The 13,016-nt window shown below is 63.9% G+C and carries 13 protein-coding genes; 6 read left to right on the top strand and 7 right to left on the bottom strand.

The window, feature by feature from the left end:
* Positions 1–5: 5 nt before the first annotated feature.
* The 3 genes from sufC to AB7245_RS21570 all read right to left on the bottom strand — a co-directional run bounded on the left by sufC (position 6) and on the right by AB7245_RS21570 (position 3,572).
* Positions 6–758 (bottom strand): Fe-S cluster assembly ATPase SufC, encoded by a 753-nt coding sequence (sufC, locus tag AB7245_RS21580; RefSeq protein WP_028161255.1) that lies wholly within the window; start codon positions 756–758, stop codon positions 6–8.
* Between the two features lie 62 nt (positions 759–820).
* Positions 821–2,317 (bottom strand): Fe-S cluster assembly protein SufB, encoded by a 1,497-nt coding sequence (gene sufB / locus AB7245_RS21575; protein ID WP_439034890.1) that lies wholly within the window; start codon positions 2,315–2,317, stop codon positions 821–823.
* 115 nt (positions 2,318–2,432) lie between these two features.
* Positions 2,433–3,572 carry a cysteine desulfurase family protein gene (locus AB7245_RS21570; protein ID WP_439034889.1) on the bottom strand — a complete coding sequence of 380 codons (1,140 nt, stop codon included), beginning with the start codon at positions 3,570–3,572 and terminating at the stop codon, positions 2,433–2,435.
* 345 nt (positions 3,573–3,917) lie between these two features.
* Between AB7245_RS21570 and AB7245_RS21565 the strand changes: the two genes are divergently transcribed.
* Together AB7245_RS21565 and AB7245_RS21560 are read left to right on the top strand one after the other, a co-directional pair.
* Positions 3,918–4,565, top strand: coding sequence for an alpha/beta hydrolase (locus AB7245_RS21565; protein WP_014495555.1), 648 nt, complete (start codon positions 3,918–3,920; stop codon positions 4,563–4,565).
* A gap of 8 nt (positions 4,566–4,573) precedes the next feature.
* Positions 4,574–5,086 carry a DUF1697 domain-containing protein gene (locus tag AB7245_RS21560; RefSeq protein WP_354243283.1) on the top strand — a complete coding sequence of 171 codons (513 nt, stop codon included), beginning with the start codon at positions 4,574–4,576 and terminating at the stop codon, positions 5,084–5,086.
* Here AB7245_RS21560 and AB7245_RS21555 read toward each other — a convergent pair.
* From AB7245_RS21555 to AB7245_RS21545, 3 genes are all read right to left on the bottom strand, one after another.
* Positions 5,083–5,406, bottom strand: coding sequence for a DMT family transporter (locus tag AB7245_RS21555; protein ID WP_439034888.1), 324 nt, complete (start codon positions 5,404–5,406; stop codon positions 5,083–5,085). The genes AB7245_RS21560 and AB7245_RS21555 overlap by 4 nt on opposite strands.
* Positions 5,407–5,416: 10 nt before the next feature.
* A complete protein-coding gene (locus tag AB7245_RS21550; RefSeq protein ID WP_354243278.1) occupies positions 5,417–6,094 on the bottom strand; it encodes a glutathione S-transferase family protein in 678 nt (225 codons plus the stop codon).
* Positions 6,095–6,206: 112 nt separating this feature from the next.
* The gene (locus AB7245_RS21545; protein ID WP_354243275.1) at positions 6,207–7,310 is read right to left on the bottom strand and encodes an anhydro-N-acetylmuramic acid kinase; all 1,104 of its coding nucleotides are present in this window, start codon (positions 7,308–7,310) and stop codon (positions 6,207–6,209) included.
* A gap of 164 nt (positions 7,311–7,474) precedes the next feature.
* On the opposite strand from AB7245_RS21545, the gene tyrS reads away from it, so the two are divergent.
* From tyrS to AB7245_RS21530, 3 genes are all read left to right on the top strand, one after another.
* Positions 7,475–8,728 carry a tyrosine--tRNA ligase gene (gene tyrS, locus AB7245_RS21540; protein ID WP_063983526.1) on the top strand — a complete coding sequence of 418 codons (1,254 nt, stop codon included), beginning with the start codon at positions 7,475–7,477 and terminating at the stop codon, positions 8,726–8,728.
* A gap of 56 nt (positions 8,729–8,784) precedes the next feature.
* Positions 8,785–10,044 (top strand): MFS transporter, encoded by a 1,260-nt coding sequence (locus tag AB7245_RS21535; RefSeq protein WP_208086615.1) that lies wholly within the window; start codon positions 8,785–8,787, stop codon positions 10,042–10,044.
* Between the two features lie 219 nt (positions 10,045–10,263).
* Positions 10,264–10,707, top strand: coding sequence for a DoxX family protein (locus AB7245_RS21530; protein ID WP_071914328.1), 444 nt, complete (start codon positions 10,264–10,266; stop codon positions 10,705–10,707).
* A 138-nt stretch (positions 10,708–10,845) separates the two neighbouring features.
* Here the strand turns inward: AB7245_RS21530 and AB7245_RS21525 are convergent, their stop codons facing one another.
* Positions 10,846–11,085 (bottom strand): hypothetical protein, encoded by a 240-nt coding sequence (locus AB7245_RS21525; RefSeq protein ID WP_439034887.1) that lies wholly within the window; start codon positions 11,083–11,085, stop codon positions 10,846–10,848.
* On the opposite strand from AB7245_RS21525, the gene AB7245_RS21520 reads away from it, so the two are divergent.
* Positions 11,068–12,759: a methyl-accepting chemotaxis protein gene (locus AB7245_RS21520; protein WP_439034886.1), complete on the top strand. Its 1,692-nt coding sequence runs from the start codon at positions 11,068–11,070 to the stop codon at positions 12,757–12,759. The genes AB7245_RS21525 and AB7245_RS21520 overlap by 18 nt on opposite strands.
* Positions 12,760–13,016: the final 257 nt, after the last annotated feature.

The raw sequence follows: 13,016 nt of genomic DNA, 5'->3' as shown, positions 1-13,016 counted from the left end.
ATTCCTTACGCGGCATCCTCGAACTGGGCGTAGCCGGACGCTTCCAGCTCCAGCGCCAAGTCCTTGCCGCCACTCTTCACGACACGGCCCTTCGACATCACGTGCACGACGTCGGGCACGATGTAGTTCAGCAGCCGCTGATAATGGGTGATGACGACCATCGCGCGCTTGGGCGAGCGCAGCGCGTTGACGCCGTCGGCCGCAATGCGCAGCGCGTCGATGTCGAGGCCGGAATCCATCTCGTCGAGGATGCACAGGCTCGGCTCGAACAGCGCCATCTGCAGCACCTCGTTGCGCTTCTTCTCACCGCCGGAGAAGCCGACATTGACGCCGCGCTTGAGCATGTCCTGCGGGATGTTCAGCGACTTCGAGACCTCGCGGACCTTCCTCAGGAAGTCCGGGGTCGAATATTCGCTTTCGCCGCGCGCCTTGCGCTGCGCGTTCAGTGCGGTGCGCAGGAAGGTCATGGTGGCGACGCCGGGAATCTCGACCGGATACTGGAACGCCAGGAACACGCCCTTCGCGGCGCGCTCGTTGGGATCCATCTCCAGCAGGTCCTCGCCCTTGAACAGGATCTGGCCGTCGGTAACCTCGTAGCCGGGCTTGCCGGCGATGACGTGGGAGAGCGTCGATTTGCCGGAGCCGTTCGGCCCCATGATCGCGTGAACCTCGCCCTCGTTCACGGTCAGCGTCAGCCCGTGGAGGATCTCACGCTCCTCGACACGAACCTTCAAATCCTTCACTTCAAGCAAAGCCATCTTGGTGTCCAGTCTATTCAAATGATGCATGGAGCGCCGTAGCGCACCGCGAGGGTCGGCGATTAGCCGACCGACCCTTCAAGCGAGATCGAGATCAGCTTCTGCGCTTCCACCGCGAATTCCATCGGCAGCTGCTGAAGCACGTCCTTGACGAAACCGTTGACGACGAGGCCGACGGCTTCTTCCTGGCTGAGGCCGCGCTGGATGCAATAGAACAGCACGTCCTCGGAGATTTTCGAGGTCGTCGCCTCGTGCTCGAACGTCGCCGAGGAGTTCTTGGCCTCGATATACGGCACGGTGTGCGCGCCGCATTTGTCGCCGATCAGCAGGGAATCGCACGCCGTGAAGTTGCGCGCGCCGGTCGCTTTCCGGTGCGCGGTGACGAGCCCGCGATAGGTGTTCTGCGACTTGCCGGCGGCGATGCCCTTCGAGATGATCCGGCTCGACGTGTTCTTGCCGAGGTGGATCATCTTGGTGCCCGAATCGACCTGCTGGAAACCGTTCGAGATCGCAATCGAGTAGAACTCACCGCTGGAATTGTCGCCACGCAGGATGCAGCTCGGGTACTTCCAGGTGATGGCGGAGCCGGTCTCGACCTGGGTCCAGGAAATCTTGGACCGGTCGCCACGGCAGTCGCCACGCTTGGTGACGAAATTGTAGATGCCGCCCTTGCCTTCCGAATTGCCGGGATACCAGTTCTGCACCGTCGAGTATTTGATCTCGGCATCATCGTGCGCAACGAGCTCGACCACGGCGGCGTGCAGCTGGTTCTCGTCGCGCTGCGGCGCGGTGCAGCCTTCGAGATAGGAGACGTAGGAGCCCTTGTCGGCGATGATCAGCGTGCGCTCGAACTGGCCGGTGTTCCGCTCGTTGATGCGGAAATAGGTCGACAGCTCCATCGGGCAGCGCACGCCCGGCGGCACGTAGACGAACGAGCCGTCGGAGAACACCGCCGAGTTCAGCGTCGCGTAGAAATTGTCTGAGGTCGGAACCACCGAGCCCAGATATTTCTGCACCAGCTCGGGATGCTCGCGGATCGCCTCCGAGATCGGCATGAAGATCACGCCGGCCTTCTTCAGCTCGGCCTTGAACGTGGTCGCAACCGAGACCGAATCGAAGACTGCATCAACCGCGATCTTGCGCCGGGCCGGATCTTCCTCGCCGGGCTTCGGCTCGACGCCTTCGAGCATGGCGACTTCCCGCAGGGGAATGCCGAGCTTCTCGTAGGTCTTCAGAATCTCCGGATCGATCTCGTCGAGGGAGGTGACCGTCTTCTTCGGCTTCGGCGCCGCGTAGTAATAGAGGTCCTGGAAGTCGATCTTGGGATAGTCGACGCGCGCCCAGGTAGGCTCGATCATGGTCAGCCAGCGCCGATAGGCCTCGAGCCGCCACTGGAGCATCCAGGCGGGTTCGTTCTTCTTCTCGGAGATGAACTTGACGGTCTCTTCCGACAGTCCCTTGGGGGCCTTGTCGGACTCGATCAGGGTCTCAAACCCATAACGATACTGATCGACGTCGATGCGCTTCACGCGCTCGACCGTCTCTTGCACGGCTGGCATTCTATCCTCCGCTCGCGGTTTCAAGGACCGCGGTGGATCACAAACTTGGACGAGTATTACGATGTTTTTCGGCAGAAAGCACGTGCTTAGAACCGTTCAAGCCGTGTTTCGTCGCTTAGGCTCTAAGTAGGGTATTACCAAGCTTTCGCCAAGCCTCTAACGCCCTGTTGATGTCATCTGGTTCCGTGGACCAGCCCAGACTGAGACGCACCGCTCCCTGGGCGACGGTGGCATCATACCCCATCGCCGACAGCACATGAGACGGCTGCACCTTGCCTGATGAACAGGCCGAGCCCGAGGACACAGCCACGCCTTCGAGATCGAAGCCGATCACGGCGGTTTCGGCCTTCAAGCCGGGGGCAGTAAAGAGGATGGTATTTGGCAACCGCTTGACGTCATCCGCGAAGACCGCCGCGCCGGCGATCCCGCGGATTCCATTTTCCAAGGAATCTCTGAGGGTTGCCATCCGCTCCGCATCCTCCGGCAGAGTCTGAAGGGCAGCTCTCACCGCTGCCCCGAAGCCGGCGATGCCAGCGACATTCTCGGTTCCCGCGCGCCGGCTCAACTCCTGTCCGCCGCCCCGTAGCACGGGTTCCAGTCCAGTGATCCCCTCCGCCAGGACCAGCGCGCCGACGCCCTTGGGGCCGCCGATCTTGTGCGCCGAAAAGGTCGCGAGGTCTGCGTCCACGGCCTTGATATCGAACGGGATTTTTCCCAGCACCTGGATCGCATCGACGTGCAGGAGCCCCCCCGCCTCGTGGACGATCCCGGCAGCCCCTGCGATCGGCTGAATCGCGCCGGTCTCGTTGTTCGCAACCATGATGGAGACCAGCGCCGGCGGACCGTCGCCGAGCAACGCCTTCAGACGGTCGAGGTCGATGACGCCGGAGCGTGTGACCGGAATCTGGCTGACCTTCTCCGCTGGGAACCGGCCGCCTGACAGCACCGAGGCATGCTCGACAGCCGAGACCAACAGGCGTTCGACGAGGCGGCCGGACGACCCCCGCAGACCGGGCGACAGCGCCAGCGCATTGGCCTCGGTTCCGGCTGAGGTGAAGACGACGTTTCTCGGCAATGCACCGACGGCCGCCGCGAGCGTGGCACGGGCTTCCTCGACCAGCCGGCGCGCCTCGCGCCCCTCGGCATGAACCGAGGACGGGTTGCCGATCAGCTCCCAGGCCGCAAGCATCGCGGTCCGCGCTTCGGCGCGGAGCGGCGTGGTCGCATTCCAGTCGAGATAGACACGACTCGGCATGAGGTATTATCTTACTCCATGGATCGGGCTGGTGTGCCCGTCCTGGAGCCCGACATGGGCCCCCGTGGAGCGCTTGGCAACTCGATTCCGAATCCCCACCGCGCAATGACGCCGCCATGACACGCTAACATCTTGAGCCCATTGCGGGATGTTCAAGATGCTTGCTTTTTGACCCTCGCCTCATGTTAGAACGCCCGCGTCAGTTCACCGCGCGCCGCTCGCGCACCATCCGAGGGCGCCGCTCCACTCTTCCATTCGCGGTTTGATCGGCACAGCAGTCGATGAAGTCCGCACAATCGGTTGATTGCTGAAGAGCGTCTTCAAGGGATCAATCAAGAGATCATCATGCCTGAAGTCATTTTCACCGGCCCTGCTGGCCGTCTCGAAGGCCGCTATCACCCGGCCAAGCAAAAGAACGCGCCGATCGCGATGATCCTGCATCCGCATCCGCAGTTTCACGGCACGATGAACCACCAGATCGTGTACCAGTGCTACTACGCCTTCGCGCATCGCGGCTTCTCGGTGCTGCGCTTCAACTTCCGCGGCGTCGGCCGCAGCCAGGGCTCGTTCGACCACGGCACCGGCGAATTGTCGGATGCGGCCGCAGCCCTCGACTGGGCACAGACCATCAATCCCGAAGCGCGTGCCTGCTGGGTCGCCGGCTTCTCGTTCGGCGCCTGGATCGGCATGCAGCTGTTGATGCGCCGTCCCGAGGTCGAGGGCTTCATCTCGATCGCGCCGCCGGCCAATCTCTACGACTTCTCGTTCCTGGCGCCCTGCCCGTCGTCGGGCCTGATCGTGCATGGCGAGAAGGACGCGGTGGTGCCGCCCAAGGACGTCAACACGCTGGTCGAGAAGCTGAAGACTCAGAAGGGCATCGTGATCGACCAGCAGGTCATCCCCGGCGCCAACCACTTCTTCGACGCCAAGCTCGAGCCGCTGATGGAAACCATCACGGCCTATCTCGACATGCGCCTCGCCAACGTGCGCTAAGGCCTCAAATGGGCTGCTTCGTCGCCTTGCTGCGTGCCGTCAATGTCGGCGGCACCGGCAAGCTGCCGATGAGCGAGCTCAAGGCCATGTGCGAGGAGCTCGGCTTCGCCGCCGTGCGCACCTATATTGCGAGCGGCAACGTCGTGTTCACGAGCCGCAAGTCGGAAGCTGCAATCAAGACCGCCCTCGAAAAGCGCCTGCACGCCTACGCCGGCGCGCCGGTCGGGGTGCTCGTGCGTAGCGCCGCCGAGATGGCGCAAGTCTCGGCCGACAATCCTTTTCCAAAGGCAGCGCCCAATCGCACCGTCGCGATCTTCCTCGACAGGGCGCCACCTGAAGACGCGCTTGCCAGCATCCGCGGCCAGAACAACGAAGAGCTCAGCCTCGGCCGCCGCGAGATTTACGTGCACTATGGCGACGGCATGGGGACATCGAAGCTCGTCATCCCCGCCGCCAAGACCGGCACCGCGCGCAACATGAATACCGTCGCAACGCTCGCGAAGATGGCCGCGGAGATCTAGGCCAGCTTGAGCGCGGCGATCCCGATCAGCACGAGCGCAATGCCGGCAAGCTTCATCGCACTCAAGGTCTCGCCGAACAGCACGACGCCCAGCAGGAAGGTGCCGGCCGCGCCGATGCCGGTCCACACCGAATAGGCGACGCCGACCTCCAGCACCTGCAAAGCGCGTCCGAGCAGGAAGACGAAGGCGGCGAGCAGCACCAGCGAGGTGATGCTCCAGCCCGGCCGCGTGTAGCCCTCCGCATATTTCATCGAGATCGCCCAGCCGACATCGAGCGCACCGGCGATCACCAGCATCAGCCAGGCCATGGATTGCGACATTGGCGCGCGCTCAGGCCGCAAGCTTCAGCAGATGCGCGTCGTGGCGCACCAGGAAGGCACGCAGCAATTGCGGATAGTCCGCGCCGACTGCGGTGCGTACGCTCGGGCGTCTCGCAAGCTCCGCGCGCCATGCGCGGACCTTCGGCACTTCGCGGAAGATACCGTGCTCGGTCAGTTCGTCGAACAGGTCGAAATAGCGGAAGATCGGGGCGAACACCGCATCCACGAGGCTGAACGCATCGCCTGCGAAGTAAGGCCCTGCGCCGAGCGCTGCCTCCACGCGCGCGAATTTCGCCGCTACCGCCTGGCGCTTGCTTTCGAACGTCGCCGGATCGGTCGTGGTCTCCAGACCCCAGAGGTCACCGAGGATCGCCGAGCCGAACTCCATCCAGGCGCGATGTTCGGCGCGCTTCAACGGATCCGCCGGGTGCAGCTTGAGGCCTGCCTGCGTCTCCTCGATGTATTCGCAGATCACGTTGCTCTCGAACAACGCGACCTCGCCCTTCTCCGTCGTCACCACCAGGACCGGCACCTTGCCGAGCGGCGAGAGTTTCAGAAACCAGTCGGGCTTGTTGGCGAGATCGATGTCGATCCGTTCGAACGGCACGCCCTTCTCGTTGAGCGCGATCACGGCACGCTGCACATAGGGGCAGAGCTTGTGGCTGACGAGTTTCAGTGAAGCGGTCATGGCAATGATCCCGGCGGTTTGATGCAACTGCATCCAATATAGATGCAATTGCATTCACCTGTCAAGATCGATGCATTTGCATCAACCGTCCTTGGATCTTAAGGCCCGGACCTCAGGGCCGCGCCATTACGCCGCCTGTCATCGGCATCGGCACGCCCGTGGTGGCGGGGTAGGACAGCGGCAGCCCCTTGAGGCCGCGGGCGGCAAGGAAGCCAAAGGCCTGCGCCTCGATGGCGTCGGAGGCCCAGCCGAGCGTCTCGGCGGCTTCGACGGTGGCCGAGCCCACCTGCTCCCGCAGCATCCGTAGCATGGTGAGGTTGCGGGCGCCGCCGCCGCAGACGATCCAGCTCCGCGGCCGGCGCGGCAGGAGCGAGATGATCCGGGCGATCGCCGCCGCTGTGAAGGCGGTCAGGGTCGCGGCGCCATCGGCCGGCGGGACGTCGCCGAGCTTCAGCGCGGCAAAGTCGTTGCGGTCGAGCGATTTCGGCGGCAGAGCTGCGAAGAACGGCAGTTCCAGTCCCCGCGCGATCCAGGCTTCGTCCGCCTTGCCGAGCGCTGCGAACTTTCCTTCCGCATCGAAGGCCTGGTTCATGGTGCGGTACATGAAATCGTCGAGCAGCGCGTTGCCCGGTCCGGTGTCGCAGGCGATCAGCGTGTCGTTGCCGTCGATATAGGTGATGTTGGAGACGCCGCCGATATTGACGACGACGATCGGCCCTTCACGCTCCAGCGAATGGACGAGCGCCCGGTGGTAGACCGGCACGAACGGCGCGCCCTGCCCGCCGGCCTCGACGTCGGCGGCGCGGAAGTCGTGCATCACGGGGATATGGATCGCCCTGGCCAGCGCCGGCGCATCGCCGATCTGGACCGTCAGCCGCTTCTCGGGGCGATGCAGCACCGTCTGGCCGTGGAAGCCGACGATGTCGATGTCCTCCGGCTTCATCCGGTTTTGGGCGATGAAGGCGGCCACAGCCTCGGCATGGGCCAGCGTCACCGCGCGCTCGGCCTCGGCCAGAACGCCCGGGCGGGCGTCGCGTCGCGGCAGGTGCACGGCCTCGCTCAGCGCCTGGCGCAGCAGATTGCGCTCCGCCGGGCTGTAGGCCCGGTAGCCGGACGGCCCGAACGCCTTCACTTGCTTTCCGTCGGTTTCGATCAGCGCGACATCCACCCCGTCCAGCGAGGTGCCGCTCATCAAACCGAGTGCCGTCAACATCATGGATCAGCGTCCTCAAGAGCCCCCCTCCGGCATGCCGATCTTGTGCCAGAGGGACACATCTTATAATGCCACAGGCAAAGTGGCGGGTGGCAATCGAGTTCCCACGGGAGACCCTTAAATTGCACCCGAAACAGTAAACCAAGAATTGTCAGGCTCGCCGACAGATGACTGCATTTAAATCGGATTTCCTCAATACCCTGCAGGAACGTGGTTTCATCCACCAGTGCTCCGATTTCGAGGGGCTGGACGCGCTCGCCGCCAAGGGCGAAGCGACCACCTATGTCGGCTACGATTGCACCGCCCGCTCGCTGCACATCGGCAACTACCTGACCATGATGATGCTGCACTGGCTCCAGCAGTCCGGCAACAAGCCGATTACGCTGATGGGCGGCGGCACCACCATGGTCGGCGATCCCTCCGGCAAGGACGAGACCCGCGCGATGCGCACCGTCGCCGAGATCGAAGCGAACAAGGAATCGATCCGCGGCGTGTTCGCAAAGGTGCTGCGCTACGGCGACGGCAAGAGCGACGCCGTCATGCTCGACAATGCGGAGTGGCTGACAAAACTCAACTGGATCGAGATGCTGCGTGACGTCGGCCGGCATTTCTCGGTCAACCGCATGCTGACCATGGACTCCGTGCGGCTGCGCCTCGAGCGCGAGCAGGAGATGAGCTTCATCGAGTTCAACTACATGGTCTGCCAGGCCTACGACTTCGTCGAGCTCGCCAAGCGCACCGGTTGCAAATTGCAGATGGGCGGCTCGGACCAGTGGGGCAACATCATCATGGGCGTCGATCTCGGCCGCCGCATGGGCACCCACCAGCTGTTCGCGCTGACGACGCCGCTGCTGACGACCGCGTCCGGCGCCAAGATGGGCAAGACCGCGCAGGGCGCGGTCTGGCTGAACGCCGACCAGTTCTCGCCGTATGATTTCTGGCAATACTGGCGCAACACCGAGGACGCCGACGTCGGCAAATTCCTGAAGCTGTTCACGACGCTGCCGATGAGCGAGATCAGGAAGCTCGAGGCGCTCGGCGGCTCGGAGATCAACGAGGCCAAGAAGGTGCTTGCGACCGAGGCGACCGCGCTCTTGCACGGACGCGACGCAGCAAACCAGGCGGCTGAAACCGCGCGCCGCACCTTCGAGGAAGGCGCACTGGCCGAAAGCCTGCCGACGGTGGAAATTCCGCGCGGCGAGCTGGACGCCGGCCTCGGCGTGCTCAACGCCTTCGTCAAGGCAGGCCTGGTTGCCTCCAATGGCGAGGCACGGCGCCAGATCAAGGGCGGCGGCCTGCGCGTCAACGACGAGTCCGTCAGCGACGAGAAGATGGCGCTGTCTGCGGCCAATCTGACGCCTGAGGGCGTGATCAAGCTGTCCTTCGGCAAGAAGAAGCACGTCCTGATCCGGCCTGCATAGGCTTATGAGCTTTTGATGCTTGTCAGGGCGCGCCGAAGCGCGCTCCCTGACCGGCAATGGATCAAAACACGCCCAGGGAAACTTCGAGGGAACAAGCCGTACGCACGCAGCGAGATGCGGTGCGCACCGCACTCATCGTGCTCGGACTGTGCTTCACGCTCGCCGTCCTCGGCCGCGGCCTCAGCGAGAGCTTTACTGTCTTCCTCAAGCCGATCTCCGAAAACTTTGGCTGGGACCGTGCGCAGGTCGTCTCGATCTACTCACTGACCTGGTTGATCAGCGGGCTGACCGCGCCACTGGTCGGGCGCCTGTTCGACCATTCCGGACCGCGCATCGTCTACGCACTCGGGCTTTTCCTGCTCGGCTCGGCCTTCCTGATCGCGGCGCACGCGCAGGCGCTCTGGCAATTTCAGCTCTCGATCGGCCTCTGCGTCGGCATTGGCGTCGCCTTCATCGGCATTGTGCCGAACTCGATCCTGCTCGGCCGCTGGTTCGGGCCACGGCTGCCGACCGCGATGGCGGTGGTCTATTCGGCAATGGGTGGCGGCGTGCTAGCGCTGCTCCCGACTTCGCAGCTCTTGATCGATCATCTCGGCTGGCGTGAAGCCTATCAGGTATACGGCTTCGCCGCGCTCGGCCTGCTCGTGCCGCTGCTGCTTCTGCCCTGGCGCATGTTCGCGCTCGGCTCGCCGCGTGTCAGCAAGAAGACCGATCCTGATTTCATCGACAACGGCTGGACGCTTGCGAGCGCGATGCGCCACCACGCTTTCTGGGCGCTGTTCTCGACCTTCTTCTTCACCGCGGTCGGCATGTATTCGATCGCGGCACAGATCGTGGCCTACCTCATCGATGCCGGCTTTCCGCCGCTCCAGGCCGCGACCGCCTGGGGTTTTTCGGGCGTGGTGCTGGTGTTCGGCATGCTCGGCGTGTCCGCGCTCGACGGGCTGATCGGGCGCCGGCCCTCGGTGCTGCTCAGCTACGCGATCTCGATCATCGGCATCGTCCTGCTCTGGCTCTTGCAGTATTATCCGAACATCATCCTGCTCACCGGCTTCGTCGTCTGCTTCGGCAGCATGATGGGCTCGCGCGGCCCGCTGATCACAGCGACCGCCATGAAGATTTTTCGCGGCAAGCGCGTCGGCACGATCTTCGGCACCATCTCGATCGGCAGCGGATTGGGCTCGGCGTTCGGCTCATGGAGCGGCGGCCTCATCCACGACTTCACGCACGGCTACAATCTCCTGCTCGTCTTCGCACTTGCGAGCGTGATCCTCGGAATGATTCCATTCCTGATTGTCCCCGCCTTGCGGGAGTAGGTCTCCCCGACGTAACCTGCATCCCTCCGCGTCACCGGGAAATTACGGGCGACACACGCGGCGCCGCGTGCGAAACAGTCGAGCGCAACCGGAGTTAAGGGACGAACTGCGATATTTTGTCCACATGACAAAAATGTCAGCACGGAATTGACCCCGGGTGGCTTGCGAGGCCGAACTGAATACGGTCCAAGTCGCCCATTGGATGGAGGGCACAAACCAATGAACTTTTCCTATCTCACTCGCTTTGAACCGGTTCTCCTGAGCCTGTTCCGCTTCATCACTGGCCTGCTGCTGTTTCAATTCGGCGTGGCCAAGCTTTTCAAGTTTCCGCCTTTGCCGATGTTCGCGAAAGTCGAACTGATGTCGCTTTACGGCGCGGCCGGCACGCTTGAACTGGTGCTTGGCGCGCTGTTGATCCTCGGCCTGTTCACCCGCCTCGCCGCTTTCATCCTCTCCGGTGAAATGGCCTTCGCCTACTTCATGGGACATATGCTCAAGGGCGAGACGCCGGTGCTCCTGCCGCTGCTCAACAACGGCACGCTCGCCATCCTGTTCTGCTTCGCCTGCCTCTATCTCTCGGCGGCCGGCGGCGGCCCGATCAGCGTCGATGCGGCGCTGGGCAACGAACGCGCCTCGACCGGCGGCGCATTTGCGCGACGCTGACGCGCGCAACTAGCGCTCAAGTCACGGATGGCACCGGCAGCTTTGCCGGTGTCATCTACCGCGAGCCCAGCACGTTCCAGATTAGGACGAGGGCCGCGACGAGCAGCGCGGACATGATGAGGCGGTGAACGAATCGGTTCATTGCCGCTCCCGCCAAGCTCGATGACCACCAAAGTCCAGGATCGATCTTCTCCAGCATACGCGCTGACGTGCGCCGACGCATGTCGCTTTGCCTGCATGGTTGCGCATCAGGCTGCGAACGGTCACGCGCGCGGCCGGCGGCCGCATGCCTATGTTCATGATTGGTAAGAACTTCATGCTACCGATGCGAGCAATAACAACCATTTCGTAGAGGCTGCGATGAAGCTGCTGAGCCATCTGAAGATCCGCACCAAGCTTACCAGCATGGTCTGTCTTGCGGCTCTCACAGTCACAGCCATCATCGCGGTATCGGCCTTCCTCAGCAAGAGCCGCATGATGGAGGACCGGGTCCAGCAGATGAAGACCGCGGTCGACATGCTCTACAATCTCGCCCAGTCGGTCCAGGACGACGTCACCGCCGGCAAGCTAACGCAGGCCGAGGCCAAGGCCCAGTTCCATATGCGCGGACGGCGCATGACCTTCAACGGCAACCAGGGCTATCCGGTCGTCTACAACGCCGACACGTCCCTCCTCGTCAACGGCGCCAACCAGCAGCTCGAAGGCAAGATCACCGGCGCGATCGACGCCAACGGCGTCCTCATTGCCGACGCGATCCTCAAGGCCGGCGAACAGAATGGCGGCGGCGTGGCCTCCTATCTCTATCCCCGCCCCGGCCAGACCGAAGCGGTGCGCAAGACCGTGTTCGCGCGCAAGTTCGCCCCCTGGAACGCGACGATCAGCTACGGCCTCTATGTCGACGACATCGACGCCGATGTGCGCGCGCTGACGCTCGAGCTTGCCGCGGTCGGCTTCGGCCTGATGCTGCTGATGGCGACGTTGTCGTGGCTGATCGCGCGCGACGTGCTCGGCGCACTCGATCGCCAGAAGACCCGCATGCAGGAGATTGCCGACGGTTCCATCGACCAGCCGGTCGAGGAGACCGATCGCGGCGACGAGATCGGCCGCATGGCCGAGACCCTCGAAATGCTCAGGCAGACCGCTTTGACGGCGCGCACGCTGGAGTCCGAACAGATCGCCGCCAAGACACGCAGCGAGCAGGAGAAGCGTGACGCGCTGATCGCGCTCGCCGACCGCTTCGATGCCTCGGTCGGCCAGCTCGTCGGCCTGATGGCCTCGGGCTCCGGCGAGCTCGAGACCACCGCCAAGTCGATGTCGTCCACGGCCGAGGGCACCAACCACCGCGCCGCCGTGGTCGGCTCGGCCGCCACCGAAGCCAGCCAGCGCGTCCAGACGGTCGCGGCTGCCGCCGAAGAGCTCTCCTCCTCCATCACCGAGATCAGCCGCCAGGTCGCGCAATCCGCCGAAGTGACCGGCCGCGCCGTGGACAGCGCACGCCGCACCGACACCATCGTCCGTGCCCTCTCTGACGGCGCCCAGCAGATCGAGCACGTCGCCGAGCTGATCTCCAGCATCGCGGCGCAGACCAATCTGCTCGCGCTGAATGCCACCATCGAGGCCGCGCGCGCCGGTGAAGCCGGCCGCGGCTTTGCCGTCGTCGCCTCCGAGGTGAAGTCGCTGGCGAGCCAGACCGCGGAAGCCACCCGCGAGATCGGCGACAAGATCGCCCAGATCCAGGGCGCGACCAAGGAGGCCGTGGACGCCATCGGCGGCATCACCGCCACCATCGAGGAAGTCAGCCGGATCGCCACCTCGATCGGCGCGGCCATCGAGGAGCAAGGCGCCGCCACCGCCGAGATCGCCCGCAGCGTCTCGCAGACCGCTGAAGCGACCAAGGAAGTCACCACCAATATCGGCGGCGTCAGCACCGCAGCGAACGAGACCGGCAACGCCGCCGGCATGGTGCTCGCGGCCGCCTCCAACCTCTCCAAGCAGGCCGAGCAGCTCTCAGGCGAGGTCGGCACCTTCCTGGCGGGCGTGCGCGCGGCATAAGCCGCGCAACATCTGCGCAGGTTCCGAACAAGACGACGCATCTGCGAATCGATGTTCGGAGCGCACCGGATTGATCGCACGAACACGATCACGATGCATTTTTCTGGACACGTCGCCGCAGGCATCGGCGTCTTCCCTGCACATGCGTGTCCATGGCTGCGCAGATTGCGCCGCGTCTGAACACGCCGTGCCCTGCGTTCAGGAATGGTAAGGACTTCCTGATACGGCTGCGCGAGAATTAGCATTTTGCAACCGTT

Source organism: Bradyrhizobium sp. 604_D8_N2_3 (assembly GCF_051810765.1).
Taxonomy (GTDB): Bacteria; Pseudomonadota; Alphaproteobacteria; order Rhizobiales; family Xanthobacteraceae; genus Bradyrhizobium; species Bradyrhizobium barranii.
This window is presented reverse-complemented; position numbering and strand designations above follow the sequence as displayed.